Annotated in this window: 28 protein-coding genes; 13 read left to right on the plus strand and 15 right to left on the minus strand. The window is 61.3% G+C overall.

Annotated features, from left to right (window positions below; genetic code table 11):
* The first annotated feature begins 5 nt into the window (after positions 1-5).
* From tapT to yaaA, 3 genes are read left to right on the plus strand one after another with little or no spacing between them, the layout of a single operon-like run.
* Complete coding sequence (gene tapT / locus CAK78_RS07235) at positions 6-1,040, plus strand: type IVa pilus ATPase TapT (protein WP_005305010.1); 1,035 nt, start codon at positions 6-8, stop codon at positions 1,038-1,040.
* Positions 1,041-1,068: 28 nt separating this feature from the next.
* The gene (tapU, locus tag CAK78_RS07240) at positions 1,069-2,178 is read left to right on the plus strand and encodes a type IVa pilus ATPase TapU (RefSeq protein WP_094696845.1); all 1,110 of its coding nucleotides are present in this window, start codon (positions 1,069-1,071) and stop codon (positions 2,176-2,178) included.
* Positions 2,179-2,209: 31 nt separating this feature from the next.
* Positions 2,210-2,983 (plus strand): peroxide stress protein YaaA, encoded by a 774-nt coding sequence (gene yaaA, locus CAK78_RS07245; RefSeq protein WP_094696846.1) that lies wholly within the window; start codon positions 2,210-2,212, stop codon positions 2,981-2,983.
* A 176-nt stretch (positions 2,984-3,159) separates the two neighbouring features.
* Here yaaA and srmB read toward each other — a convergent pair whose 3' ends face one another.
* A complete protein-coding gene (gene srmB / locus CAK78_RS07250) occupies positions 3,160-4,383 on the minus strand; it encodes an ATP-dependent RNA helicase SrmB (protein WP_017783071.1) in 1,224 nt (407 codons plus the stop codon).
* A gap of 128 nt (positions 4,384-4,511) precedes the next feature.
* Between srmB and CAK78_RS07255 the strand changes: the two genes are divergently transcribed.
* The 3 genes from CAK78_RS07255 to brnQ (CAK78_RS07265) all read left to right on the plus strand — a co-directional run bounded on the left by CAK78_RS07255 (position 4,512) and on the right by brnQ (CAK78_RS07265) (position 8,391).
* Complete coding sequence (locus CAK78_RS07255; RefSeq protein ID WP_094696847.1) at positions 4,512-5,222, plus strand: tRNA1(Val) (adenine(37)-N6)-methyltransferase; 711 nt, start codon at positions 4,512-4,514, stop codon at positions 5,220-5,222.
* Between the two features lie 190 nt (positions 5,223-5,412).
* Positions 5,413-6,720 (plus strand): branched-chain amino acid transport system II carrier protein, encoded by a 1,308-nt coding sequence (gene brnQ / locus CAK78_RS07260; RefSeq protein ID WP_094696858.1) that lies wholly within the window; start codon positions 5,413-5,415, stop codon positions 6,718-6,720.
* Between the two features lie 393 nt (positions 6,721-7,113).
* Positions 7,114-8,391 (plus strand): branched-chain amino acid transport system II carrier protein, encoded by a 1,278-nt coding sequence (gene brnQ, locus CAK78_RS07265; protein ID WP_254924727.1) that lies wholly within the window; start codon positions 7,114-7,116, stop codon positions 8,389-8,391.
* Between the two features lie 64 nt (positions 8,392-8,455).
* Here the strand turns inward: brnQ (CAK78_RS07265) and CAK78_RS07270 are convergent, their stop codons facing one another.
* Genes CAK78_RS07270 through zur form a run of 3 tightly spaced genes read right to left on the minus strand, consistent with a single transcriptional unit; the run spans position 8,456 to position 9,597 of the window.
* Positions 8,456-8,683 (minus strand): hypothetical protein, encoded by a 228-nt coding sequence (locus tag CAK78_RS07270; protein WP_010636173.1) that lies wholly within the window; start codon positions 8,681-8,683, stop codon positions 8,456-8,458.
* A 4-nt stretch (positions 8,684-8,687) separates the two neighbouring features.
* A complete protein-coding gene (locus tag CAK78_RS07275; RefSeq protein ID WP_094696848.1) occupies positions 8,688-9,149 on the minus strand; it encodes a chemotaxis protein CheX in 462 nt (153 codons plus the stop codon).
* Complete coding sequence (zur, locus tag CAK78_RS07280) at positions 9,139-9,597, minus strand: zinc uptake transcriptional repressor Zur (RefSeq protein ID WP_005305041.1); 459 nt, start codon at positions 9,595-9,597, stop codon at positions 9,139-9,141. Before zur ends, CAK78_RS07275 begins: the two co-directional genes overlap by 11 nt.
* A 138-nt stretch (positions 9,598-9,735) precedes the next feature.
* Between zur and dusA the strand changes: the two genes are divergently transcribed.
* Positions 9,736-10,722 carry a tRNA dihydrouridine(20/20a) synthase DusA gene (dusA, locus tag CAK78_RS07285; protein WP_024943335.1) on the plus strand — a complete coding sequence of 329 codons (987 nt, stop codon included), beginning with the start codon at positions 9,736-9,738 and terminating at the stop codon, positions 10,720-10,722.
* 2 nt (positions 10,723-10,724) lie between these two features.
* Positions 10,725-10,874 (plus strand): hypothetical protein, encoded by a 150-nt coding sequence (locus CAK78_RS07290; RefSeq protein WP_005305049.1) that lies wholly within the window; start codon positions 10,725-10,727, stop codon positions 10,872-10,874.
* A gap of 73 nt (positions 10,875-10,947) precedes the next feature.
* Here CAK78_RS07290 and CAK78_RS07295 read toward each other — a convergent pair whose 3' ends face one another.
* The 3 genes from CAK78_RS07295 to CAK78_RS22630 all read right to left on the minus strand — a co-directional run bounded on the left by CAK78_RS07295 (position 10,948) and on the right by CAK78_RS22630 (position 11,991).
* Positions 10,948-11,373, minus strand: a complete 426-nt coding sequence (locus CAK78_RS07295) for a hypothetical protein (protein ID WP_005305052.1) — start codon at positions 11,371-11,373, stop codon at positions 10,948-10,950.
* A gap of 101 nt (positions 11,374-11,474) precedes the next feature.
* Positions 11,475-11,747, minus strand: a complete 273-nt coding sequence (gene hupA / locus CAK78_RS07300; protein WP_094696849.1) for a nucleoid-associated protein HU-alpha — start codon at positions 11,745-11,747, stop codon at positions 11,475-11,477.
* A gap of 58 nt (positions 11,748-11,805) precedes the next feature.
* Positions 11,806-11,991: a hypothetical protein gene (locus tag CAK78_RS22630; protein ID WP_128830359.1), complete on the minus strand. Its 186-nt coding sequence runs from the start codon at positions 11,989-11,991 to the stop codon at positions 11,806-11,808.
* A gap of 97 nt (positions 11,992-12,088) precedes the next feature.
* Here CAK78_RS22630 and CAK78_RS07305 point away from each other — a divergent pair, with 97 nt between their 5' ends.
* Entirely contained in the window at positions 12,089-12,574 is a 486-nt protein-coding gene (locus CAK78_RS07305; protein ID WP_017780450.1) for an Rsd/AlgQ family anti-sigma factor, read from the plus strand.
* 101 nt (positions 12,575-12,675) lie between these two features.
* On the plus strand, positions 12,676-13,056 hold the full coding sequence (locus CAK78_RS07310) for a PilZ domain-containing protein (protein WP_094696850.1): 381 nt from the start codon (positions 12,676-12,678) through the stop codon (positions 13,054-13,056).
* A 78-nt stretch (positions 13,057-13,134) separates the two neighbouring features.
* On the opposite strand, the gene radA is transcribed toward CAK78_RS07310, so the two are convergent.
* On the minus strand, positions 13,135-14,499 hold the full coding sequence (gene radA / locus CAK78_RS07315; RefSeq protein ID WP_094696851.1) for a DNA repair protein RadA: 1,365 nt from the start codon (positions 14,497-14,499) through the stop codon (positions 13,135-13,137).
* A 100-nt stretch (positions 14,500-14,599) separates the two neighbouring features.
* Here radA and CAK78_RS07320 point away from each other — a divergent pair, with 100 nt between their 5' ends.
* A complete protein-coding gene (locus CAK78_RS07320; protein ID WP_094696852.1) occupies positions 14,600-16,978 on the plus strand; it encodes a PilZ domain-containing protein in 2,379 nt (792 codons plus the stop codon).
* A gap of 114 nt (positions 16,979-17,092) precedes the next feature.
* Here CAK78_RS07320 and CAK78_RS07325 read toward each other — a convergent pair whose 3' ends face one another.
* Positions 17,093-17,998: an alpha/beta fold hydrolase gene (locus tag CAK78_RS07325; protein ID WP_094696853.1), complete on the minus strand. Its 906-nt coding sequence runs from the start codon at positions 17,996-17,998 to the stop codon at positions 17,093-17,095.
* Positions 17,999-18,047: 49 nt separating this feature from the next.
* The gene (gene serB / locus CAK78_RS07330) at positions 18,048-19,058 is read right to left on the minus strand and encodes a phosphoserine phosphatase SerB (RefSeq protein ID WP_094696854.1); all 1,011 of its coding nucleotides are present in this window, start codon (positions 19,056-19,058) and stop codon (positions 18,048-18,050) included.
* Positions 19,059-19,178: 120 nt separating this feature from the next.
* Between serB and CAK78_RS07335 the strand changes: the two genes are divergently transcribed.
* Positions 19,179-19,787, plus strand: a complete 609-nt coding sequence (locus CAK78_RS07335) for an AhpA/YtjB family protein (protein WP_094696855.1) — start codon at positions 19,179-19,181, stop codon at positions 19,785-19,787.
* A gap of 60 nt (positions 19,788-19,847) precedes the next feature.
* Positions 19,848-22,094, plus strand: a complete 2,247-nt coding sequence (locus CAK78_RS07340) for a sensor domain-containing diguanylate cyclase (protein WP_094696856.1) — start codon at positions 19,848-19,850, stop codon at positions 22,092-22,094.
* A gap of 69 nt (positions 22,095-22,163) precedes the next feature.
* Here CAK78_RS07340 and deoD read toward each other — a convergent pair whose 3' ends face one another.
* The 5 genes from deoD to CAK78_RS07365 form a co-directional block, all read right to left on the minus strand.
* A complete protein-coding gene (gene deoD, locus CAK78_RS07345; protein ID WP_005305092.1) occupies positions 22,164-22,880 on the minus strand; it encodes a purine-nucleoside phosphorylase in 717 nt (238 codons plus the stop codon).
* 77 nt (positions 22,881-22,957) lie between these two features.
* Positions 22,958-24,166 carry a phosphopentomutase gene (locus tag CAK78_RS07350; RefSeq protein ID WP_010636141.1) on the minus strand — a complete coding sequence of 403 codons (1,209 nt, stop codon included), beginning with the start codon at positions 24,164-24,166 and terminating at the stop codon, positions 22,958-22,960.
* Positions 24,167-24,180: 14 nt separating this feature from the next.
* Complete coding sequence (deoA, locus tag CAK78_RS07355; RefSeq protein ID WP_094696857.1) at positions 24,181-25,512, minus strand: thymidine phosphorylase; 1,332 nt, start codon at positions 25,510-25,512, stop codon at positions 24,181-24,183.
* A 110-nt stretch (positions 25,513-25,622) separates the two neighbouring features.
* Positions 25,623-26,396: a deoxyribose-phosphate aldolase gene (gene deoC / locus CAK78_RS07360; RefSeq protein ID WP_019838916.1), complete on the minus strand. Its 774-nt coding sequence runs from the start codon at positions 26,394-26,396 to the stop codon at positions 25,623-25,625.
* Between the two features lie 390 nt (positions 26,397-26,786).
* A complete protein-coding gene (locus tag CAK78_RS07365; RefSeq protein ID WP_005305103.1) occupies positions 26,787-26,957 on the minus strand; it encodes a XapX domain-containing protein in 171 nt (56 codons plus the stop codon).
* Positions 26,958-26,963 lie beyond the last annotated feature (6 nt).

A 26,963-nucleotide genomic window follows, 5' to 3' on the forward strand; every position in this document is an offset into this window, starting at 1 on the left:
AATCTATGGATATCACAGAGTTATTGGCTTTCAGTGTAAAACATAAAGCCTCGGATCTACACCTCTCGGCCGGGGTTCCCCCGATGATCAGGGTTGATGGCGAGGTTCGCAAGATCAATTTGCCCGCCCTGGAGCACCGGGAAGTACACGCCCTCATCTATGACATCATGAACGACCACCAGCGCAAGGAACTGGAAGAGAACTTCGAGGTGGACTTCTCGTTCGAGGTGCCGAACCTGGCCCGCTTCCGGGTCAACGCCTTCCAGCAGGCACGCGGCTCCGGCGCGGTATTCCGGACCATCCCCAGCACAGTGCTGAGTCTGGAGGATCTGGACGCCCCGGAGATCTTCCGCAAGATTGCCGAATACCCCCGCGGCCTGGTGCTGGTGACCGGCCCAACCGGCTCGGGCAAGTCCACCACCCTGGCGGCCATGGTCAACTACATCAACGAGAACTTCCATCACCACATCCTCACCATCGAGGATCCCATCGAATTCGTGCACGAGAACAAGCGCTGCCTGGTGAACCAGCGGGAAGTACACCGCGATACCAAGAGCTTCAGCAACGCCTTGCGCTCGGCGCTGCGGGAAGACCCGGACATCATACTGGTGGGTGAAATGCGCGACCTCGAGACCATTCGCCTTGCCATGACCGCGGCCGAGACCGGCCACCTGGTGTTCGGCACCCTGCACACCTCGTCGGCGGCCAAGACCATCGACCGGATCATCGACGTCTTCCCCGGAGCGGAAAAAGACATGGTGCGCTCCATGCTCTCCGAGTCGCTGCGGGCGGTCATCTCCCAGACCCTGCTCAAGCGCATCGGTGGCGGCCGGGTGGCGGCACACGAGATCATGATGGGTATTCCCGCCGTGCGTAACCTCATCCGGGAGGACAAGATCGCCCAGCTCTACTCGGTGATCCAGACCGGGATGACCCACGGCATGCAGACCATGGATCAGAGCCTCAAGCAGCTGGTGAGCCGCGGCATGGTGGCGGCACTGGATGCCAAGGCCAAGGCGGTCGACCCCAACACCATCTAACCACGACGAATCTAGGGAAGGAGTCGTTATGAATCTGGATGCCCTGCTGGCCGAACTGGTTGCCCGCAAAGGTTCGGATCTGTTCATCACGGTCGGCACGCCGCCGACCCTCAAGGTCAACGGCCACCTGCAGTCGCTGGCAGAAGCGCCCCTCGACAAGGCAAGGGCACTGGCGCTGGTCAAAGAGACCCTGAGTCAGGATCACTTCGAGCGCTACCTGCGCACCAAGGAGGCCAACTACGCCATCCACCGAGAGGAGCTTGGCCGCTTTCGGGTCAGTGCCTTCTGGCAGCAGGAGCTGCCCGGCATGGTGCTGCGCCGTATCGAGACCCGCATCTCCACCTTCGACGAGCTGGCGCTGCCCCCCATATTGCAGGAGATCGCCCTGGCCAAGCGCGGGCTGGTGCTGTTCGTCGGTGCCACCGGCGCCGGCAAATCCACCACCCAGGCGGCCATGATCGGCTATCGCAACCAGCATGTGGACGGCCACATCCTGACGGTAGAAGATCCGGTGGAGTTCGTGCATCAGCACGGCCGCAGCCTGATCACCCAGCGCGAGGTGGGCATAGACACAGCGTCGTTCGACGTGGCGCTGAAGAGCTCACTGCGTCAGGCGCCGGACGTGATCCTGATCGGCGAAATCCGCAGCCAGGAGACCATGGAGTTTGCCCTGCAGTTCGCCGAGACCGGTCATCTCTGCCTCGCCACCCTGCACGCCAACAACGCCAACCAGGCGCTGGATCGCATCCTGCACCTGGTGCCTCAGGAGAAACACCGTCAGTTCCTGTTCGATCTCTCCTTCAATCTGCGCGCCATCGTGGCCCAGCAACTGCTGCCCAGCCCGGATGGACGGCGTCGTTTTGCCGCCTTCGAAGTATTGCTCAACACCCCGCTCATCACCGATATCATCCGCAAGGGGGAGATGCACCGGCTCAAGGAGGTGATGACCAAGTCCACCGAACTCGGCATGCAGACCTTCGATCAGGCGCTGTTCGCCCTGTTCTGTGCCGGCCAAATTGGCTACAGTGAGGCCCTTGCCCATGCCGACTCCGCCAACGACCTGCGACTGCTGATCAAGCTGTCTGGCCGAGAGCAGCTGGGTTCAGGCACACTCGACAACGTCACCCTGGATGAATGAGGGGCGTGCGTCACCGCTATAAAGGATCGTTATGCTGATTGTGGTTTCCCCGGCCAAGACGCTGGACTACGAGTCGCCGCTGGTGACTTCCCGTTTCACCCAACCCGAGCTGCTGGACCACTCCGCCGAACTGATCGGCCGGGCCCGCCAGCTGAGCCCGGACCAGATCGCCAGCCTGATGAAGATCAGCGACAAGCTGGCCGGCCTCAACGCCGCCCGTTTTGCCGACTGGCAGCCTGATTTCACCCCGGCCAACGCCCGTCAGGCACTGCTTGCGTTCAAGGGGGATGTCTACACGGGGCTGGCGGTGGAAGATTTCAGCGAGGCGGATCTCGACTTCGCCCAGGCCCACCTGCGCATGCTCTCCGGTCTCTACGGGGTGCTGCGTCCGCTCGATCTGATGATGCCCTACCGGCTGGAGATGGGGATCCGTCTCGACAACGCGCGCGGCAAGGATATCTACCAGTTCTGGGGCGACATCATCACCGAACACCTGAACAAGGCGCTGGCCGCCCAGGGGGACGAGGTACTGATCAATCTCGCCTCCGACGAGTACTTCAAGTCGGTACGCCCCAAGGCCCTGCAGGGGCGCATCATCACGCCAGTGTTCAAGGACGAGAAGAACGGCCAGTTCAAGATCATCAGCTTCTACGCCAAGAAGGCACGCGGCATGATGGCCCGTCACATCATCAAGCACAGACTCACCAAGGTGGAGCAGCTGACCGGATTCAATGCCGACGGCTATTACTTCGTAGCGGAAGAGTCCGACGCCAACACCCTGATGTTCAAACGCGCTGAAAATTAATTACGACCCGAGGGAACCAATTTCAGGATCCTCCAGTCTGAATAGGTGAATCCTCTGTTGTAAGCACTTTTTATTGGCCGACGTTTATACGTCGGCTTTTTTCTGCCCGACATCCGACCCATCAAACGCCAAAAAGCACAACGGCCATCCGGGGATGGCCGTTGTGGCGGGCAGGCTTACTTCTTTTTCTTCTTGGCAGACTTCTTCTTGTCGTCCTTCGGCTTTTTCTTCTTCACCGGCACCCGCGCCTCCTTGTGCTTGGGACGCAGCTCGTCGATCACCCGGCGCTTGAGGCGCTCTTCGGTGTAGCGTTCGATCTTGGCCACCATGGCCATGTCGTGGGCCTCCACCAGGCTGATGGCGCAACCGCGGTTGCCGGCGCGGCCGGTACGGCCGATACGGTGAACGTAAACATCGGCGCCGTAAGGCATGTCGTAGTTGATGACATGGCTGACGTTGGGCAGGTCGATGCCGCGGGCGGCAACGTCGGTGGCGATAAGGAAAGGCACCTCCCCTTCATGGAACTTGCGGATCGACTCGATGCGCTTGGCCTGCTCCATCTCGCCACGGATCCAGGCGCAGGGCACGCCCGCCGCCTGCAGCTGACCGGAGAGCTCCGCCAGCCGCTCGCGGGTCTTGACGAAGATGATGGCCTTCTGGGTTTCCGGGTTCTTCAGGATGTGCACCAGTAGGGCCAGCTTGTGGGCAGCGTCGTCGGCCAGGTGAACCCACTGGGTGATCGGGCGACGCTCGCTGCGCGGCGGCTCGGCGTGCAGCTCCACCGGATCCTTGAGGATCTCGCTGGCGAACTTCTCGAGGCCAGCCCCTTCCAGGGTGGCGGAGAACAGCATGGTGTGCTTGCGATAGCGCGCCTCTTCCACGATACGGTTCACGTCCTTGATGAAGCCCATGTCCAGCATGCGGTCCGCTTCATCCAGCACCAGCACCTCGATATCGTGGCTCTCGAACTCCTCTTTCTCGATGTACTCGAGCAGACGGCCCGGGGTGGCGACCACTATGTCGGTGGTCTTGGTCAGGGCCGGCAGCTGCTCTTCGTGGCTGACGCCGCCGATGATGGTCTCGATGCTGAGATTGGTGTGGGCAGCCAGCGCCTTGGCGTGAGCGGTCACCTGCAGCGCCAGCTCGCGGGTCGGGGTCAGCACCAGCATGCGGCAGGGGCCCGGCTTGCGGCGCGGGAAGTCCAGCAGATGCTGGAGCGCCGGCAACAGGAAGGCGGCGGTCTTGCCGGTACCGGTCGGGGCGGATGCCAGAATATCGCGGCCGTCCAGGGCTGGCTCCAGCACCATCTGCTGGATGGTGGTGGGGCGGGTGAAACCCATCTCGGCCAAGGCCCGGTTGAGGGCTGGATTCAGGTCGAAATCATCAAAGGACTGGCTCATGGCAATACTCGGTCATTAAGGAAACGGCAGATTATAGGCGATTATGTCGTCGGCTCCTATGGTGACTGTGCCTTAGCCGCTATAATCGCCGACCATTTTCTGCGAGGCGGGCACAGGACGGGAGTTGGATGGCACTAAAGAACGGTTTTACCTTCAAACAGTTTCACGTCGAGCACGATCGCTGCGCCATGAAGGTGGGCACCGACGGCATTCTGCTGGGCGCCTGGGCACCGCTCGGCAAGGCCCGCAGGATCCTCGACATTGGCACCGGCAGCGGCCTCATCGCCCTGATGCTGGCCCAACGCAGCCACGCCGACTGCCGCATAGATGCGGTGGAGCTGGATAAGCATGCGGCGCAACAGGCCCGCGAGAACGCGACCGCCTCCCCCTGGCCGCTGCGAGTCACCATCATAGAGAGCGCCATTCAGGGGTATCAGGCCGACCCTTACGATCTCATCGTCGCCAACCCCCCCTACTTCGTGGCGGGCCAGTCATTTCGCGATCCGGCCAGGGCGATGGCCCGCCATACCGGCACCCTCGACAGCCATGCTCTGCTGGCCGCCTGCGACCGCTTGCTGGCCCCCGATGGCCAGGTCGCACTGGTCGTGCCAACGGCCATGGCCGATGAAATTTTATGCATTTCGGCGGATTATGATCTGCATGCCGTTTGTTACACAGCTGTTATAACCAGAGCTGGAAAAGAGGCAAATCGTGTTTTATTGCTACTTGGCAGAGGATTAAACAGGTGTGATAGGGGTGAAATTGTGATCCATTCTGCTGAGGGAACCTATTCCGACAGATATATCCAACTGACCAGCCCCTTCTATTTGAAGATGTAAATTTCGTCTTGAACTATTTTTTCACGCCATTATGCTGACTCCTAAACGAGCGCCCGCTCCAGACCAGCTCAAACCACTGGTTGCGATGAAAAAACAAGCGGGGCTCCTTTTTTTTACCCTGAACAACGCCGGTCACCGACCAATAAAAAACTATAACAAGCAATAGTTTACAAGACAGACGAGGTTGAACTTGACGAAATCACTCACATTGTCCGACGTACTCGGACTGGGCTTCATGACCTTCGCGTTCTATCTGGGCGCCGGTAACATCATCTTCCCGCCACTGGCCGGCTACATGGCAGGTGAACACCTCTCTCTGGCCATGCTGGGCTTCCTGGTGACCGCCGTGGGTCTGCCCCTCATCACCATCATCGCCGTCGCCAAGGCTGGCAACGGCTGGGCCGGCATGACCAAGCTGCTGCCGGCCGGCGTGGCCACCGCGCTGGCTGTCGCCATCTACATCATCATTGGTCCGGCCTTTGCCGCCCCCCGTACCGGTCTGGTAGCCTACGAAATGGGCCTCAAGCCCTTCCTCGGTGACATGGGCCAAGCCGGCCTGTTTGCCTACACTGTGGTGTTCTTCGGGGTTGCCATCTTGGTCTCCCTGAATCAGGGCAAGCTGATGGACGCCATCGGCAAATACCTGACCCCGCTGCTGATGCTGTTGCTGCTGACTCTGGCCATCGGTGTATTCGTGGCACCCCAAGGCTCCATGCCGGTCTCTTCCGGCGACTATCAGAACGGCCCCTTCGTGAAAGGGATCCTGGAAGGCTACAACACCATGGACACCCTGGCGTCCCTGATGTTTGGCGCCCTGATCGTCGACCTGCTGCGCCAGAAAGGCATCCAGGACTACCGTAGCCAGTTCAAGTACCTGGCCATTGCCGGCATCATCTCCGCCATCGGTCTGTCCGTGGTCTATGTCTCCCTGTTCCAGCTGGGCAATACGGCTGCCGGCGTCGCCACCGACGTCAGCAACGGCGGCGCCATCGTCAACGCCTACGTACTGAGCCTGTTTGGCCAGCCGGGTCAGTTCATCCTGGCCGCCATCATCACCCTGGCCTGCTTCACCACTGCCGTGGGTCTGATCTCCGCCTGCTCCGACTTCTTCCACAACCTTACCGGCATGAGCTACAAGAAGCTGGTCGTACTGCTGGGTGCCATCTGCGCCGTGGTAGCCAACGTGGGCCTGAGCCAGCTCATCAGCCTCTCCATTCCGGTACTGGTCGCCATCTACCCGGTCGCCGTGGCGCTGGTGCTGGTCACCTTCCTGAAAGGTTACTTCGGTCGCCCGCGCCTGGTGTTCCGTGGCGTGTTGATGGTTGCCTTCCTGTTTGGCTGCCTGGACGGCCTGGGTGCCGCCGGCATGAAGATGGATGCCTTCGCCTTCCTGCCGCTGTTCGACAAAGGCCTGGCCTGGTTGCTGCCGACCCTGCTGGCCTGTGGCCTCGGGATGCTGGTACGCTCCGGCGAGAAACTGGCTGCCGAAGCCGCCTGATCTCGCCCCGCCCATCGTTAAAGAGCCTGCCTTGTGCAGGCTCTTTTGTTTGTATGGCTGTCAGCGCTTTTTTGTCCCCTGGTTATCAACCCCATATCGACAAAGCGACTCTGTCTCCCGCCCCTTGTGCTGGCTTCCTCAGATTGGTCGGTGATTTATTCTGGTCAAATAAATTGTTTCAAGATATTAATGTGTGACTGAGATCAAATATCTCTTCTTTATGCTCAAGATGGTACTCCTTCGTCGATGTGCGCATCGTGGAGGAGAGGGAAGCATTGTTATCCGGTTATCTGCCAGGCAGTGGGTGCAATCAACAAGAACAAGCTGATAAGGCAGATGAGGTTAGGTTTGACGAAATCATTGAAGTTGTCCGACATATTCGGACTGGGTTTTATGACGTTTGCTTTCTATCTGGGGGCAGGCAACATCATTTTTCCACCGCTGGCCGGCTTCATGGCCGGTGAGCATCTGACGGCCGCCATGGTCGGCTTTCTGCTGACGGCGGTGGGTCTACCCCTGCTGACGCTGGTCGCCGTTGCCAGAGGCAGCGCCGGGCAAGGCAGCAGTGGCTGGACGGCGATGACCCGTTATCTGCCGACCTGGGCGGCCACGGCGCTGGCCGTCGCCATCTACATCATCATGGGGCCGGCCTTTGCCACCCCCCGTACCGGGTTGGTGGCTTATGAAATGGGGCTCAAGCCCTGGCTGGGTGATGCCGGCCAACACGGGCTGCTGCTCTACAGCCTGCTCTTCTTTACGCTGGTGATCCTGGTATCGCTGGATCGGGGCAGGCTGCTCGATGCAGTGGGCAAATACATGACCCCTGTCTTGATGGTGATGCTGCTGATCCTGGCGGTCGGGGTCCTGATTGACCCGCAAGGCACCCAGCCAGAGGCCAGCGGCGACTATACGGAGACGCCACTCATCAAGGGCATGCTGGAGGGGTATAACACCATGGATACCCTCGGCTCCCTGATGTTCGGTGCCCTCATCATCGGCCTGCTGCAACGCCGGGGGATCGAGGACTATCCGAGCCAGTTCAAGTACCTGACCATCGCAGGGCTCATCTCGGCGGTTGGTCTCTCGGCGGTCTACATCTCCCTGTTCTACCTCGGCAACAGCGCAGCAGGCGTGGTGACCAGCGTCGACAATGGCGGCGCCATCGTCAACGCCTATGTGCTGAGCCTGTTTGGCCACTCCGGTCAGTTGATCCTGGCCGCCATCATTACCCTGGCCTGCTTCACCAGCGCGGTCGGCCTGCTCTGCGCCAGCGCCGACTACTTCCACGGTCTGGCCGGCTGGACATACCGCAAATGGGTACTGCTGATGGGATGCGTCTCCATCCTGGTTGCCAACATCGGGCTGAGTCAGCTCATCAGCCTCTCCATCCCGGTGCTGGTCGCCATCTACCCGGTCGCCATCGCACTGGTGCTGGTGACCTTTGTACAAGGCTATTTCGGCCGCCCACGGCTGGCGTTTCGCGCCGTGCTGCTGGTCGCCTTCCTGTTTGGCTGTCTGGACGGGCTGGGAGCCGCCGGCATGCAGATGAATGCATTCGCCTTCCTGCCGCTGTTCGACAAGGGACTGGCCTGGTTGCTGCCAACCCTGCTGACCTGCGGCCTCGGCATGTTGCTCCGCCCTCGTCAGGCGCTGGCGGCAGAAACCGCCTAACCAGCAAGCCAGCAATGAAAAAGGCCAGCATCAGCTGGCCTTTTTCATTGTGCTGCCACGACCGTTACAGCAACGGATCCGGTTTGGGTTTGCCGGCCAATCCGTACCAGTGGGTCTCCACCCGTCCGGCATGCCACTCAAAGGTGCCCCAGGGCTGTGCTGCCTGCCAGCGCGGAAAATTCACGAGTACCCGGTTGTCTTCATACTTGTAGAGCGAGGTGGAAATCTCGATATCAGAGAGAATAAGCAGCAGGGCCCAGCCGATGAAGAACCATTTCAGCGCTTTCCACATAGGGTTACTCGAAGCAGATTTCGATGGTGGCCCGACCGAAATCTGATTCAAACGGCATCATGATCTTGGTGCCGTCGGCACGATGGGTGATGGTGTGGTTGAGACCGGAAACGATGATGGGAGTCGCCATGTCGAATTCATACCCCTTCTCCCCCAGCATGCGCTTGGCACCGCCGGTCACCATGTTGGTGATCTCGCCCACCATGTCGGTCACCTCTTCATTGATGGTGGCCGGCGCCTCGCCCAGCATGCGGCGCATGATCTCCAGCGCCAACCCCTTCTCGAAGCTGATGGAGAGAGATCCCCGGGTCTGCGGGCCGACCATGCCGATGAGGCCGGAGACATCGCCGCGCGCCAGCTCGTCCATCTTGCGCTTGGGTTTGCCCGGCTTGAGCTCAAGCTGTGCCATGGTGGAGAGCACATTGAGCAGGGAGAGCAGGAACGGGTTTACAAAATCAGCCTTCATGTTGACTTCCTACAGTGGGCGTACAGCGAGCACATTGGCCATGTGCCTCAATCGTCTTATTGGTAATAGTAAAGCCATGCAACTTGGCTTGCTCGGAAAACGCGCCATCGATCGCCGGATCATGCAACTCGACCACCTCGCCGCACTGGTCACAGATGAGCAACTGCATCGGGTGGGCATGGTCGAAGTGACAGCAGAATATGAAGGCGTTGAGCGACTCCACCTTGTGGGCAAAACCCTGTTCGAGCAGAAAATCGAGCGCCCGATAAACGGTCGGCGGCTTGGCGTGGGCCTCGGTTTGTTGCAACTGGGCCAACAAATCATAGGCGCTGATGGCATTGCCATGGGCAGCCAGCAGCCTGAACACCTGACGTCGGGTAGGGGTGAAGCGGATCCCGCGTTGTTCGCAGAGTCGTTCGGCTCGTTGTAAAAGTTGGTCTTGATTCATGATCACGCAATTACCCTTTTTATTAGCCGGATACTATCACAGGGCCCCCTTTGGCGCGGTGACAAAATTCATTTTCTGGGGCTGCCTCACGTTGTGGTAAAATCCGCCCCCTTTGTTTAGCCAACCCGGATGATTTTTATGCAGGCGCAGCGTTTTTCCATCGCCCCCATGCTGGACTGGACCGATCGGCATTGCCGTTATTTCCATCGTCTGATGACTCGCCAGACCTTGCTCTATACCGAGATGGTGACCACTGGCGCCATCATCCACGGCAAGGGGGATTACCTGGGGTACAGCGAGCAGGAACATCCCATCTCCCTGCAACTGGGTGGCAGCAATCCGGCCGATCTCGCACGCTGCGCCAAGCTGGCCGAGGAGCGTGGCTATGACGAGGTGAACATCAACGTTGGCTGCCCCTCCGATCGGGTACAGAACGGCCGCTTCGGTGCCTGCCTGATGGGCGAGCCCGCACTGGTGGCCGACTGCGTCAAGGCGATGCGCGATCTGGTCGACATTCCGGTGACGGTGAAGACCCGCATCGGCATCGATGATCAAGACTCCTACGAATTTCTGCAGGCCTTCATCGAGCAGGTGCGCGACGCCGGTTGCGATACCTTCATCGTCCATGCCCGCAAGGCCTGGCTGAGCGGTCTGAGCCCCAAGGAGAACCGCGAGATCCCCCCGCTCGACTACCCCCGCGTCTACCGGGTCAAACAGGATTACCCGGACCTCACCATCGCCATCAACGGCGGCGTCACCTCCCTGGAGCAGACCCTCGAGCACCTGCAACACCTGGATGGCGTCATGATGGGGCGCGAGGCCTATCAGAACCCCTACATTCTGGCGCAGGTGGACAATTTGGTATTCGGCCAGAACAACGCCGTGCCGAGTCGCCACGAGGTGGTGCGGATGATGCTGCCCTATATCGAACAGGAGCTGGCCAAGGGCAACTATCTCTCCCACATGACCCGCCACATGCTGGGGCTGTTCCAGAACATGCAGGGGGCCCGCGCCTGGCGCCGTCACCTGAGCGAAAATGCCTGCAAGCCGGGAGCAGATATCCAGGTGGTGCTGGATGCCATGGCCAAGGTGCCGGAATTCGCCGCCACCGAGGCAGCGGAGTAACCATGTACCGCTTCACCGGTTCCTGGCTGCACAAGGCCATCGTCCGACTCTGCGCCGGTCTGCTCGCCATCCTGGGCGTCAAGCTCAGCGCCTTCTACTTCATCGGCTTGCTCATCGTGCTGGGGCTGCATCGGGATCAGCTGCTCGGCTGAACTCACCCGCCTCGACCAATAAAAAACCGGCAACACTGGGTGTTGCCGGTTTTTTATGCTGCAGAGAGTGACGCTACTCCCCCTTCTCCACAAACTGCAGCTCGGGCGCCCTAGAGGTCAGCACATCGGCGCAGTAATCCCAGGTCGAAATGCGATAGTGCTGCAGATCTTCATCCAGGTGCAGGCCGTCCGACTCCTGATGGAACCAGCTGGCAAACCGGGACGGGGTGATGAGCTGGATCTGCTCCTCGATGGCATGACTATCCTTGCCCTCGGCCAGATCGCAATCCTCCATGACCCGCACCGCGAAGATATGCCGGAAATAGACCCGGCACAGGATCTGCGGCGGCAGATCGATGCTGCGGGCCCTGCCCAGCATGATGGTGAGGGAATCGCTCCAGATATCCTGATGAAGTTCGGCCACGACCAGGCCCGGGGGGAGTTGGCGGGACGGAGCCCAAGGTACGGCAACCTGCCGAATGGCATTTTTCTGTTCCATCATCCACCTCACTACAGCGCACGCCATATCTTGAGTGTATCTGAAACAATTTCCGCTGACGATGGCAATAAAAAACCCGGCTGGCGCCGGGTTTTGGGGGATTACTTGACGGCGTCTTTGAGCGCCTTGCCTGCCACAAAGGACGGCACATTCGCGGCTGCAATCTGGATCTCTTTACCAGTTTGCGGATTGCGACCGGTACGGCCAGCGCGATGGTTCACCTTGAAGGTACCAAAACCCACCAACTGCACAACATCACCTTCTTTCAGGCTCTGGGTAATACCATTGATGATCTCTTCCAGAGCAACTTTGGCCTGAGCTTTGCTCAGATCTGCTTTGGCTGCAATTGCATCGACAAGTTGAGCTTTGTTCATAACATTTCCTTTATGATCGGGCATTTAGCACCGGGCCACTCTATTCAAAAAAAAACACTCAGGCAAAGGCTTTATCAGCCGGATTGGCTTGAATGCTGGGGTTTTCATCAAGATCTGCGGAAATAGTCACATATCTCGCCCCTTCGTGATCGTAATTGACGGGAAGAGGAGAGCAAATGATGGCGCCTTGTAACCAAAACACCACCCGGTGTAACAATATCCCCATGCCCCTATTGACGGTCAACCGGATTTTCCCTAGTTATAGGGAGGTGTCGTCAGTCCATAAAAAGGCCGGAGGCCTGTCACGATAGCACTCCATGCCTATGCCCCACGGAGGGAGTATGTTAACTGAACTGGAACAAACCAAACGCGCATTGGCAGGAAAGCACAGAGCTATCGATGACTGGCTGGACGCCAGACAGGCACTGCTGGTCGAGTACATGCGCCTTGCCGGCTTGAAACCCACCCGCAACAGCAAGCAGCGTTCGCTCCCGGGTCATGTGGAATTGCAACGTTTCTGCGAGCAGCTGGTCGACTACGTCAGCGCTGGCCACTTCGAGATCTACCACCATGTGGTAACCGCTTTCGAACAGGCCAGCGGCGACAAGCTGGAGCTGGCCAAGCGCATCTACCCCCATATCCGCGCCTGCACCGAGTTTGCGCTGGAGTTCAACGACAAGTACAGCAACGCGGACGAGGCCCAGATGCTGCTGCTGGATGAAGACTTGAACCAGCTGGGCCCCGTGCTGGAAGATCGTTTCAAGCAGGAAGATCGGCTGATCAAGGCACTGCAGGTAGTAGAGTCACTCAGCGCCCAGCAGGTTTGATATCCAATTTCGGAGCCAGTTCAAGATCCTGATGTGCAAGGTGCATTACACTCTATGTCATGACCTCTAGCACCCGTACCTATTGCTGACAGGAGATGAGAATGTCCGAGCGTCGCCGTTTTTCACGGATCCTTTACTTGACCATGGCCGATCTCGTCCAGGGCGATAAAAAATGGCGGACCCAGCTGGTCGATATTTCCCTGCAAGGCGCCCTGCTGATCCGGCCCGATGACTGGGAAAGTCACGACAACAAAGAGTATTCACTCAGCTTCGTGCTGAGCGGCAGTGACATCGAGATCAAGATGCAGGTCATGCTGACCCACGAAGCCAGCAAGAAACTTGGGTTCTACTGCCACCATATCGACATTGACAGCGCCACCCATCTCAAGCGGATGATAGAGCTCAACGTCGGCGATGAAGAGTTGCTGCACCGGGAGCTGGAACAGCTGCTGAGCGAGCATCTCGAACACCCCCACCCCTGAACCACTGCTCAAATCACCCAACAAAAAGGAGCGCCCGTTGCGCTCCTTTTTGTTGCCCGTCCGCCAACCCTGTTCTGCTTACAGCGCCTCCAGCGCATCGGCCAGCTTCTTGACCGGCACAACTTCCATGCCATCGATGGGATGCTTGGGCGCGTTGGCGTGCGGCACTATGGCCCGACGGAAACCATGCTTGGCCGCCTCCTGCAAGCGCTCCTGGCCGGACGGCACGGGTCGGATCTCGCCGGACAACCCCACCTCGCCGAACACCACCAGATCCTTGGGCAGGGAGTGATCGCGAAAACTGGAGACCATGGCCAGCAACAGGGCCAGATCCGCACTGGTCTCCTCTACCTTGACCCCGCCGACCACGTTGATGAAGACATCCTGATCCGCCATCTGCAACCCACCGTGGCGATGCAGCACTGCCAGCAGCATGGCGAGCCGGTTGTGATCCATCCCCACCGCCACCCGGCGCGGATTGGATAGCTGGGAGTAGTCCACCAGCGCCTGCAACTCCACCAGCAGCGGACGCGTGCCCTCCCAGATCACCATCACGATGGAGCCGGGCGCCTGCTCCTCACCGCGGCTGAGGAAGATGGCGGAAGGGTTGCTTACTTCCCGCATCCCCTGCCCGGTCATGGCGAAGACCCCCAGTTCGTTGACCGCCCCGAAGCGGTTCTTGTGGGAGCGCAGGGTGCGAAAGCGGGAGTCGTGGCTGCCGTCGAGCAGCACGGAACAGTCGATGCAGTGCTCCAGCACCTTGGGACCGGCCAGGGTGCCATCCTTGGTCACGTGGCCCACCATGAAGATGGCGACGTGATTCTGCTTGGCATAGCGGGTCAGCAGGGCGGCCGCTTCCCGCACCTGGGAGACGGACCCCGGCGCCGACTGCACATCCGCCACGTGCATCACCTGAATGGAGTCGATGACCATGATCTGCGGCTGCTCCTGCTGGGCAATCAGGCAGATCTGCTCGACCGAGGTCTCCGACAGCATGCGCAGCTTGTCGGTGGGCAGGCCGAGGCGCGATGCCCGCATCGCCACCTGCTGCAACGACTCCTCGCCGGTCACATAGAGGGTCTTCATCCGCTCGGCCAGGCCACACATGGTCTGCAGCAACAGGGTCGACTTGCCCGCCCCCGGGTTGCCACCGATCAGGATGGCCGACCCCGGCACCACGCCGCCGCCAAGCACCCGATCCAGCTCCTTGAAGCCGGAGGAGAAACGGGGGATTTCGGTGGTGGCGATCTCCGCCAGCGTCTGGACTTGGCTGCCGACGGCGCCGGCATAGCCGCTGTAGCGGGCGCTCTTGCCCGGGGTCACCGAGCCGAGGCGCACCTCGCTGATGGTGTTCCACTCCTTGCACTCACTGCACTGGCCCTGCCAGCGTGTGAAGTCGGCGCCACATTCGGTACAAACATAGGCAGTTTTGTTTTTGGCCATGGATAACTCGGGGACAGGATGAATTCCTGCTTGATATACTTGTTTGCGACCGACAGATCAAACCCAGAATCGGAAAAGTGACTTTCCGTGGCAGGAACACATGGAATCAGAACAACAACAGCACCTGATTGAACAACTTATTCCTCTGCTCAGAGAAAAGGATTTTGATGACATCTTTAATCGCCTGACCCAGGACGAGAACAGCAACAGCCGTTTTCTGATCAAGATGGAGCTCAAACGCAAATGCACCCCCTGCCGCCGGGTCATCGACATGCGCGACGAGCTGGGCGATGAGTGCCTGGTGCACGAGTTCGAAGGGATCACCCATTTCATGCCGGCAGAGGCCATCGGCCTGTTCCAGTCCCAGTGCTACCTCTACAAGGATGACTACACCCTGGGGGTCTACGAAGCGCTGCAATACTGGCAAAAATACCAGCATGGCAAGAACGATGGCCAGCTCCAGCCCCCCGTCAGCCCCTTTCGCCAATACGACGTCAATCCCATCACCTTTGCCAGCTACTATGGCCGGCGCCAGGAGCGGATGCACTTCAGCTCCCCCGTGGTGATCAAGTTCGCCGATGGCGACAAGCTGTTCGCCAAGAGTTCCGATCTCTCTCTGGGCGGGATCCGGGTCTTGGTGCCCTATCTGCCCAACTACCAGACCGGCGCTCAGGTCGAGGTGTTCTTCACCGGGCTGGAGCGGGATCACCCCAACCCCGTCCTGCACCATTCGGTCAGCTACCAGATCCTCGGGGAAGAGAGCAAGGAGGGGAAATACTGGCTCAGGCTGATCAAGACCGGCGAACATCCCAATTTCGACCAGTTTTTGAATGACTTCATCGAGAGCAACAAGAGCCGCTATCGGGTCAGCGTCGACTACCTGCTCTCCGCTGCCATCATCAAGGGGTATGAGCAGTTCTACCTGCCCCGCATGACCGGCATGCCACTGTTCTTCGGCTCGGGCGACAGCCCCAGCCTCGAGATCGCCCTGCGTACCGAGAACAACCAGCACATCCTGGAGTATTGGCGCGACGCCAAGAACCGCGACATGCTCGCCAGCCTGTTCTCGGCCACCCGCATGCAGGCCCTGTTGCCGGCGAAGGGAGAAGTGAAAGAGACCCTGATCTACTGCTTTACCCACTCGGTGCGCAGCCACCTCTACTTCTTCTCCGCCACCCGGGAAGAGCTGCTGCAAAGCGGCCTGATGTCGCTCTTCTTCCAGGTGGGAGCCCGGCGTCCCAGCTGGCGCGTCTACAAGTTCAGTCTGGAGCGCTGCGACCTGCACGAGGCCGACCTGGCCAGCCAGCAGGGCAAGGATAGCCCCCAGCTACAGGACATGTTGCTGCAGGAGCGGCTCAAGCAGATAAGCTACGTCGGTCTGCTGCAGCAGATAGGTCTCGACAGCCAGCGGGAAGAGTTCCAGTTCGACGCCAGCAGCCAGCACAACGCCAACGAGCTGCAGCGCTTCGGTCACGACAGCAGTGCCGCCCCCTTCGAGATCGAGACGCTGCACTATGTCCAGCTGCGCAAGGAGGCTCGCTACATCCACAAGACCGCCGTCGCCATCAAGCACAATGGCCGGGCCTGGCTTGGCTGGACCCGCGACATCTCGGCCCACGGCATGCAAATCGAGCTGGAAGAGCCGTTCGAGGGGGCGAAGGACGACATAGTCACCATCGCCCTGCCGCGCCTGCAGGAACTCTCCAAGAGCATGGATCTGCAACGCCTCCCCTACCGGCTGGTCAGCATCAACCTGACCCGCACCGTGCTGCACCTGTGCATCGAGGGGGATCCCGAGCGCCACACCGGCCGCCAGTTCTTCAAGCTGCTGATCGAGAGCAACCAGAACAAGCTCAAAGCGGCCCAGGAGCAGCGCCGCTATCGCGGTATGGCGCGGGCGCTGCGCAACATCTACACCCACCACGTCTTCTGCACCCCGGTCTACATCAACAAGCTCAAGGGGGCCCCCAAGCCGGCCTCGGTCGGCCATGCGCCGCAGCCACGCAGCCTGTCGCGGCTGCTCAAGGCCTGTGCCGAACAGGGCGATCAGGACAACCTCTACCCGCTGTTCCAGGGGGAGTTGCTCAAGCAGCTCATCATGAACCCGCTGCGGGCCATCGAGCGGGAGGATCAGCCTCAGGAGGAGGAGGTCTATATCGCCAGTCTGCAGACGGCGACCGGCCTGCCCATCTTCACCAGCCGCCTCGCCAGCAGCTTCCAGAACGTGGCGGAGAAGCGCAGCTTCATCGAGCAGGCGCTGCGCCAGGGGGAGTTCTACTCGGTGCTGGTCGGCATATCCCGTACCGGTCGCCCAGATACCAACTTCATCGCCAACGAGCTGGACTACATTGCCAAGTTCGCCATTCACAAGGCCAAGAAGCTGGAAGAGGAGCTGTGGAGCGTGGTGGGGGTTGGCGAGCTGACCGATACCAGCCAGGCAACTCTGTTCCGGCTCGGCATCACGGCGCCCATCAAGTAAAGAAGAGGGCGCCGACTCGAGGCGGCGCTATACCAAGCAACAAGCAATGGCGGACCCTGGGTCCGCCATTTTTTTTCGCATTCTTGCGGTTACCAGCCCCCCGGGGTTCCCCCATCAGGCCGCCTGCGGATTGAGCAGCCATTCGAGGATCTGCGGGAAGTGATCCTCCTGCGCCTGGGGTGCAGTCAGCATGTTGATGTGGTCGTAATCGAGCCGGTTGCCGTTGTCCCGGCCGAGCCGGGTATGGCGTGCGGCCGAGCCCATCTCGGCGCTGAAGCGGCGCACGTCGGTCGGGTGACCCAGCACCTTGTCCGCCTTGGCCGAGATCATCCAGAGCGGTGGCCAGTTGACCCGGACGGCCGCCTCGTCATAGGCGAACCCGTCGCTGGGATCCTGCCAGGGGCCACACTTGACCCAGGGGATAGTCTCCTGCAGGTAGCGCAGCGGCTCGTCATCCGCCCCTATCTTCAATCTGCGGGCAGCCAGGAAGCCGTTGCGGCTGGCCAGCCAGGGGGCCAGCCGGTTCCAGATCAGATCCACCTTCAGCCAGCGCTCCGGATTTTGTACCGACACGCCGCGCTTGGTGCCAAAGAACACCAGGCTGGCTACCTGCGCCGCCAGCTCGGGAAAGCGCACCAGGGTCGACGCCATGATGACGCCGCCCCAGGAGTGTGCCATCCAGTGCAGCTTGAAGCCGGCATGACGGGCGGCAATCCAGCGGTGCAGGGCCGGCAGATCCTCGGTAATGAGCTCGTGCTGGCCATGTTCGGCCTGCTCGGCGATGGCTGGCGTGCTGAGCCCCCGTCCCCGCAGATCGGCCACATAGACCTGATAGCCATGGCGGGCCAGAAAACAGGCCAGCCCCTTGCCCGACTCGGTATAGAAGATGCGGCCGTTCTCGATGGCGCCGTGCACCATCAGGATCGGCTCGCCATGTACCGCGACCCGCGGCTGAATGTGGCGCACGTGCAGCCGATGTTCGCCGCAGGGAATAAACAGGGATTGCTGTAGCAGTTCCATTTTGAGACTACGTCCTCCGTGACGTGGGGTTGAGTCCAGCCCGATGGGCTCAGCACCGATCCCAGCGCTGCTGGCGGCAGGCCAGGGCGCCGAGCAGGCAGATCACCCCTTCCAGATCGTGATGGTTGAGGGTGGCCGCCGCCTGGGCCCGCACCAGCGGTTTGGCGTGGATGGCGATGCCGAGCCCGGCCACCCCCATCATCTTGAGATCGTTGGCACCATCGCCGACAGCCACGGTCTGGCCAATGGCGATGCCGTACTCAAGGGCCAGCTGCTGCAGCACCTCGGCCTTGACGGCAGCATCGACGATGCGCCCGCTCACCTTGCCGGTCAGCCGTTGCCCCTCCACCGCCAGCTCGTTGGCGAAGATGGCGTCCAGCCCCAGCTCCCGCTGCAACTGGCCGGCAAAACGGGTGAAACCTCCGGAGGCGATCGCCACCTTCCAGCCAGCCTGCTTGAGGGTATCGACCATCAGTTGCAGGCCCGGCATCCAGGGCATGTTGGCCGCCACCTGGTCGAGAATGGTGACCGGTGCCCCCTCCAGCAGGGCGACCCTGGCCCGCAGGCTGTCGGAAAACTCCAGCTGGCCCTGCATGGCAGCCGCCGTGACCGCCGCCACCTGCTCGCCGACCCCGGCCAAACGGGCAATTTCGTCGATGCACTCGATGCGGATGGCGGTGGAGTCCATGTCCATCACCAGCAGGCCGGGCTCGGCCAGGCTGGGCAGGGCTGGCAGATGACACAGATCGATGTCCCACTCCTCCCCCTTGAGCGTCTGTACCAGAGCGGGTGAGAAGCGATCCGTGCCCAGCAGCAGCAAGGGTACCCCGGCCGGCATGGCGGGTGGATAGAGCCGTGCCTGCAGCCCGTGCCGCGCCAGCAGCCCGGCCAGCCGGCCGAGATGGTGGCCGCCAAGGGTCCGACCGAACAGCACCAGCCAGGCGCCATCCAGCGCACTGGCGGCGGGCAGCAGCGCCTGCGGCGTCGCCTCCCACCAGGGGGCGCCGGACAGGCACTCGGGCCACTCTGAAATCTCTGCGGGCAATTGGGACAACAACATAGGGATAACGCCTTCCTTGGTGATCATGGGGTTAACAAAGCTGGCCCAGAGTAGCGTATTGCTTTTTGTACAGGCAAGCGCCAAGATCCCGCCACCCCTTGTCAGCAAAAGGCTCAACGCTTGCGTCATCTCCCCATCAAACGTGTGCTCAGTCTGGGCGCCGGTGTCCTGCTCGGACTCTGGGTGCTTGCCGTGCTCATTCATATGCAGAGCGAGAGCCAGGCCTCGTTGCACAGCGAGGCGCGCAACCGGGCCCAGGCACTGGTGGCCTATGCCGCCAGGGACATGAAACGCTGGATCAAGGAGGAGAAAAACAGCGAGCTGGAGCGGCTGGCCCGGGATCTGGCCGCCGAGCCCGAGATCCTCGATGTCACCCTCTACGATGCACGCGGCATTCCCCTCGCCCAGTCGGACAATGCAGTGCCGCTGGACAGCCTGCTGCCCATCGGCGACAACAACAAATCGGTTCCCGAACAAGGCAAGGGGCGCATCCAGTTCGTGCAGGAGATCCTGGATGGGGAGCTGACGCTGGGCTATCTGCGCATTACCCTGGAAGAGCAGCAGATGCTGGCGGACAAGGACACCCGCCTCAAGGTGGTGCAGGAGAAACAGCGGCTGATGCTGCTGGTCGCCCTGCTGGCGGGGCTGCTCATCTCCTACGGGGTACGCCGCAACTACATGCGGGTGCGCAAGCACAAGAAGAAAAGCAAACCGGTCGAGCCGCAATAAGGCGGTGCGACCTCATCGCCTTGTATACAACCCAGGCAATGCCACCAGCAGGAGCGCTGTATGATTGCCCCCCCTCTTCCTCTGGATGAAGAGAGCCGACTGGAACGGCTCCGCATCCTGGGCTTGCTTGACCGCGAGCCCATCGATCAGCTGGATCGACTGACCCGGCTCATCACCCGCCATTTCTCGCTGCCCATCGCCATGGTCTCGCTGACCGACGTGAACCGGCAGTGGTTTCTCGCCCGCACCGGGGTCACCCTGTGCGAGATCAGCCGGGAGCACTCCTTCTGCGGTCACGCCATCCTGCGCCCCGACATCATGCAGGTGCAGGATGCCAGGCTCGACCCGCGCTTTGCCGACAACCCGCTGGTGACAGGCGAGCCCCACGTGGTCTTCTATGCCGGCCGGCCACTGCGGGCGCTGGACGGCGTGGTGCTCGGCACCCTCTGTCTGGTGGATCATGCGCCGCGCCACCTCGACGAGGAGGCCTGTCGCGACCTCGACGACTTCGGCCGCCTGGTGGAGAACACCCTGCACGATCTGGAGCGGCGCCATCAGGTGCGCAGCCTCAACCAGGTGCTGGAGGACAAGGAGCACCTGTTCACCCTCACCTTCAACCAGTCGTCGGTGGGCATGGCCCTCTCATCGGTTGAAGGTCGCTGGCTGCGAGCCAACCCGGGGCTGGAGCGACTGCTCGGCTACCGTGAACAGGAGATGCTGACACGCACCTGGCACGCCATGACCCACCCCGAGGATCTGCCGCGCGAGCTCTCCTTGTTCAACGCCCTGCTCGCAGGGCAACGGCAAGACTACCGGCTGGAGAAGCGGATGATCCGGGCCGATGGCAGCCTGTGCTGGGTGCAGCTCAGCGTGACCCTGTGCCAGGGCCGCACCATGGCACCTCACATGATCGCCGTGTTCGCCGACCTCACCGAGCGCAAGCAGGTCGAGGCCGAGCTGTTGCAATTGCAGCAGGGGCTCGAGCAGCAGGTGCGTGAGCGCACCCGCGAGCTGTCGAGCACGGTGGAGCAACTGCATGGCGAGATGCGCGAGCGCGGTGCCATGCAGCAGCGCCTGTGGCAGGAGCAGCGCCGGCTGCAGCACATGCTGGAGCACACCAGCAACGCCTTCCTCGAGCTCGACGAGGCGCTGGCCATCACCGGCTGGAATCCGGCCTCCACCACCCTGCTCGGCTGGCACCCCGAGGAGATGCTGGGGCGCACCCTGCCCGCCCTGCTCGGCAGCGCTCACCCTCTGCTGGCGCTGCTGACCCATCCCGAGCGCGCACAGCGCCGCCTGGAGTGCGACATCGGCACCCGCAGCGGTCGCCAGATCCCGGTTGAGGTGAGCGCCGAGCGCTACCAGTTCGACGGCAAGGTGCGCCTCGCCCTGTTCCTGCACGACATCAGCGCCCGCCGCCAGGTGCTGGCCGAGATTGAGCGCGGGCGGGCCCGGCTGCGGGCCATCACCGATGGCCTGCCGGTCACCATCAGCATGGTCTCGCCCGAGGGGCGCTACCTGTTTGCCAACCAGGCCTACTGCCGCTACTTCGGGCTGGATCCCGAGCAGATGCGGGAGATGAGCGTACGGGAGGTGATCGGCGAAGCGGCTTATGGCCGGGCCATCGCCCAGCTGGAGAGGGCCCTCGCCGGCGAGCAGGTAAGCTTCGAGAACCGCTTCGCGCTGCCCATAGGTCCACGGGATCTCAGGATCACCATGATCCCGAGTCGGGGCGACGAGCCCGGGGTCTACATCCTCGGCAGCGACATCACCGAGTTCAAGGCGCTGCAGAACCAGCTGGAGCACGAGGCGACCCACGACCCCCTCACCGGCCTGCCCAACCGGCGCGCCTTCACCCTGCGTCTCTCCCGTGAGCTGGAGCGAGTACGTCAGAATGCCGAGACCCTGGGCCTGCTGTTTCTCGACCTAGACGGCTTCAAGCGGATCAACGATCAGCTCGGCCACCATGTCGGCGACGCCCTGTTGCAGCGCTTTGCCAGCGTGCTCAGTGCCGAGGTGCGCCCCGGCGACATGGTGGCGCGCCTGGCCGGCGACGAGTTCACCATCATACTGCCGGCCCTGCGCCAGCCGGAGCTGGAGCTGCCCGCCCTGTGCAAGCGGCTGCTGGCGGCCATGGCGGTACCCGCCGACGTGGCCGGCCACCTGTTGCCCCTCGCCGGCAGCATCGGCGGTGCGCTCTGCCATTCGGGCCAATATTGTCACATCGACGACCTGCTGCACCGGGCCGACAGCGCCATGTACCGGGCCAAACAAGCCGGCAAGGGGCGCTTCGCCCTCGACCTCTGATCTTCCCTCCTTGAAATGCAAAACGGCGGCCCAAGGGCCGCCGTTTTCATTATTCATGCGCGAGGGGGATTAGTTGTCGCCCAGCAGGACGGAATCCAGCGCGATTTCGATCATGTCGTTGAAGGTCAACTGACGCTCTTCGGAGGTGGTCTGCTCACCGGTACGGATATGGTCGGAGACGGTGCAGATGGTCAGTGCGCGAGCACCGTACTCTGCGGCCACACCGTAGATGCCGGCGGCTTCCATCTCGACACCCAGGATGCCGTATTTTTCCATGACGTCGAACATGGAGGGGTCCGGGGTGTAGAACAGGTCGGCGGAGAAGATGTTACCGACGCGCACGGCAACGCCCTTGTTCTTGGCGGCCTGTACGGCATTGGCAACCAGATCGAAGTCGGCGATGGCGGCGAAGTCGTGATCCTTGAAGCGCAGACGGTTCACCTTGGAGTCGGTGCAGGCACCCATGCCGATCACCACGTCACGCAGTTTCACGTCTTCACGCACGGCACCGCAGGAGCCGACGCGGATCAGGGTCTTCACGCCGTAATCGGTGATCAGCTCTTTTGCATAGATGGAGCAGGACGGGATGCCCATGCCGTGGCCCATGATGGAGATGCGACGACCCTTGTAGGTGCCGGTGAAACCGAACATGTTGCGCACGTCGCACACCTGTTCGACGTTCTCCAGGAAGGTTTCGGCGATGTACTTGGCGCGCAGGGGGTCGCCCGGCATCAGCACGGTGTCAGCAAAGGCGCCATCTTTCGCATTGATATGAGGAGTTGCCATTCTCTTGATTCCTTCACACTAGGTTGAGTTTTATTGTCTTTATTGGTTACCCGCCGCCGAGGCGACGGGCGGGTAACTTACAGGAAGCTGGTACCGTACGCCAGTTTGGGCAGTCCGTGGTACGCCGCTATGCTCTGGCCGATGTCGGCAAAGGTCTCGCGACGGCCGACGGAACCGGCCTTGACCGGCTTGCCGTAGAATAGCACAGGGATGTACTCGCGGGTGTGGTCGGTGCCGCTCCAGGTCGGGTCACAGCCGTGGTCGGCGGTCAGCACCACCACGTCGCCATCCTGCATCAGCTCGAACAGCTCCGGCAGGCGGGAGTCAAAGTACTCCAGCGCATCGGCGTAGCCCTTCACGTCGCGACGGTGACCGTAGGAGGAGTCGAAGTCGACGAAGTTGGTGAAGACGATGGTCTGGTCACCGGCCGCTTTCACCTCTTCCAGAGTTCTGTCCCACAGCTCGGTCAGACCTGTGCCCTTCACCTGCTTGGTGATGCCTTGCTGGGCATAGATGTCGGCGATCTTGCCGATGGAAACCACCTGGCCGCCCGCTTCCTTCATGTAATCCAGCACGGTCGGTGCCGGCGGCAGTACGGAGTAGTCGTGGCGGTTGCCGGTACGCTTGAAGTTGCCCTTGCCACTGCCCACGAACGGACGCGCGATGACGCGGCCGATGTTGTAGGGCTCCAGCAGTTCGCGCACGATGTGGCACAGCTCATAGAGCTTCTCGAGGCCGTAGGTCTCTTCGTGGCAGGCGATCTGGAACACGGAGTCGGCAGAGGTGTAGAGGATCGGCTTGCCGGTGCGCATGTGCTCTTCGCCGAGATCGTCCAGCACCTGGGTACCGGAGGCGTGGCAGTTGCCCAGATAGCCTGGCAGACCGGCCTTCTCGACGATGGCGTCCAGCAGCTCCTGCGGGAAGCTGTTGTGGTGATCCTTGAAGTAGCCCCACTCGAACAGCACGGGCACGCCGGCAATTTCCCAGTGACCGGACGGGGTGTCCTTGCCGGAGGAGAGCTCCTGGGCAAAGCCGTAGGCACCGACTACCTCGACATCCTTGTTCAGGCCAGCCGGGAAGGTGCCGCTGGCGAGTTCACCCGCGTGGCCCAGACCCAGCTTGCTGAGGTTCGGCAGATTGAGGGCGCCACGACCCTCGAGTTCGCCGGCGGCACAGGCCTTGGCAATATGGCCAAGGGTATTGGCGCCCACATCGCCGAACTTGTCGGCGTCGGCGGCTGCGCCAATGCCGAAAGAGTCCATCATCAGAATAAAGGTACGTTTCATGGGACTTCCCCTTGTTACAAATCAGCCAGACCGATGCGACGGTAAACCTCGGGCAGCGCCTCCGGTTGGGTATCACCGATCTTGACGGCAGCCTGCACCATGCTGGCGGCCTGAGCAAATTGCTCTTCAGTTTGAGCGTGGATCAGGGCGAGCGGCTTGTCTGCCTCAACACTTTGACCCAGGCGGATAAAGTCGGTCAGACCGACGGCATAATCAAGCTTGTCACCGGCAGCGCGACGGCCACCGCCCATGGCGACCACGGCCAGACCCAGTTCGCGGGTGTCCATGGCGATCACAAAACCGCTGTTGGCGGCATAGACGGGGCGCACGATGGCGGCTTTGGGCAGGTGATGATCGTAGCGCGCCATGAAGTCGCTCGGGCCACCGAGGCCGGTCACCATGCGACCGAAGATCTCGGCCGCCTTGCCGTTGTCCAGCACCGCCTGCAGTTTGCGGCGGGCATCGCTGTCATCGCTGGCCAGGCCGGCGGAGATCAGCATCTCGGCGCACAGCGCCATGGTGACGGCATGGATGCGCGGGTTGCGGTATTCACCGGTCAGGTAGCGCACCGCTTCGCGCACTTCCACCGCGTTGCCGGCGCTGGAGGCCAGCACCTGGTTCATGTCGGTCAAGAGCGCTGAAGTGCGGCAGCCGGCACCGTTGGCCACCGCAACTATGCTCTTGGCCAGCTCCTCGGATGCTTCAAAGGTCGGCATGAAGGCACCGGAGCCCACTTTCACGTCCATCACCAGCGCTTCCAGCCCGGAGGCGAGCTTCTTGGAGAGGATGGAGCCGGTGATCATGGCGATGGATTCGACGGTGGCGGTGATGTCGCGTACTGCATAGATACGCTTGTCGGCCGGGGCGAGATCGCCAGTCTGGCCGATGATGGCGACACCCGCCTCTTTCACCACTTTCAGGAAACGGTCGTTGTCGACCGAGGTCTGGTAGCCGGGGATGGCATCCAGCTTGTCCAGGGTTCCGCCGGTGTGGCCCAGGCCACGGCCGGAGATCATCGGCACGAAACCGCCACAGGCCGCGACCATGGGGCCAAGCATCAGGGAGACGACGTCACCCACGCCGCCGGTGGAGTGTTTGTCGACGATGGGGCCGCCCAGATTGAGGTGGTCCCAGGTCAGCACCATGCCGGAATCGCGCATGGCGCAGGTCAGGGCAACCCGCTCATCCATGGTCATGTCTTTGAAGTAGACCGCCATCGCCAGCGCTGCAATCTGGCCCTCGCCGATGGTGTTGTTGGTAATGCCCTGAACGAAAAATTGAATCTCTTGGGTACTGAGCGCTTCACCGTTGCGCTTCTTGCGAATGATTTCTTGAGGCAAAAACATCTTTCATTCCCTCCGCCATTGCTGGCGTTACACAAGTCTGAATCCTTGCCCGCACCCCACACGGGTGGGGCGCAACAGGGCGGACAGCGGTCCGCCCTCTCATCAACCTATTAGTAACCGCTGGTGTTGGCCGGCTTGTCGCCATGCCCCAGCGTGGCCAGCAGGCTGGCCAGCAGGCTGGATGCACCAAAGCGGAAGGTGCGGGCGGATACCCAGTCCTTGCCCAGGATCTCTTCGGCCATGGCCAGGTACTGGCCCGCCACGGCGGCGTCTTTCACGCCACCAGCCGGCTTGAAGCCGACTTTCGGGTTCTTGGCCTTGATCACTTCCATCATGATGCGGGCCGCTTCCGGGGTCGCATTGACCGGCACCTTGCCGGTGGAGGTCTTGATGAAGTCGGCACCGGCGTCGATGGAGATTTCGGAGGCGCGGCGGATCAGCGCTTCCTCTTTCAGCTCGCCGGTCTCGATGATCACTTTCAGCAGCACGTTGGCGCCACAGGCTTCCTTACAAGCTTTGACCAGATCGAAGCCGACCTGTTCATTGCCGGCCATGAAGGCGCGATACGGGAACACCACGTCCACTTCGTCGGCACCGTAGGCCACGGCGGCGCGGGTTTCGGCCACGGCGATCTCGATGTCGTCGTTGCCGTGCGGGAAGTTGGTCACGGTCGCAATGCGCACGTCGGCAGCGCCGATCTCACGCAGGGTCTTGCGAGCGATGGGGATGAAACGGGGGTAGATGCAGACGGCGGCAGTCAGGCCGGCCGGAGACTTGGCCTTGCGGCACAGGTCGATCACCTTCTGATCGGTGTCGTCATCGTTCAGGGTGGTCAGGTCCATCAGATTCAGGGCGCGCTGGGCGGCCAGTTTCAGATCAGTCATTCTGTTCTCCAAAGTCTCGATGTAGTCCGAATTCCAGGGCATGGTGCTGCCTGTCGCAACGCAACCGGCAAGACGCGACTCCCGGAAAAACGGGAATGGAATTGCAGCGCAACTGCACGGGCAATAGGCTGCAAATAAGGCAAGAGCCCTGTCACTTTCTTACAAAAGTGCGGACTTGGTTCCATGAAGACTTGAGAAAGGCAGACAAGGTCTGACCCGACTTCCCAATCAATTCCATTTGACCGCCAACACCCGATTTCATCGGGCATTAGTCAATGCCAGCACCCTGCTGGCAATGCCTATTTCAGCCGAGATACCCCTTGTTTGCAAGCCGGATTTGCCATTTTCAGAGGTACCTCACATCTGGCAAATCCGGTACTGGAAAGTGCGTTAAGAGAAGAAACGGGTGAGTATCCAGGAGTATGCCAGGCCCCCCAGGTAGACTCCAACGATCCCCATTACCCCGGACAGTACGGGCGGGGCCGGGATCGGCAATTTGAGGAAAGAAAACAACAAGCCAACGATAAAGCCGGCTGCCATCGCCAGTAGCACTTCATTCATATAGCC

This window comes from Aeromonas sp. A35_P (assembly GCF_002259925.1).
Taxonomy (GTDB): Bacteria; Pseudomonadota; Gammaproteobacteria; order Enterobacterales; family Aeromonadaceae; genus Aeromonas; species Aeromonas dhakensis.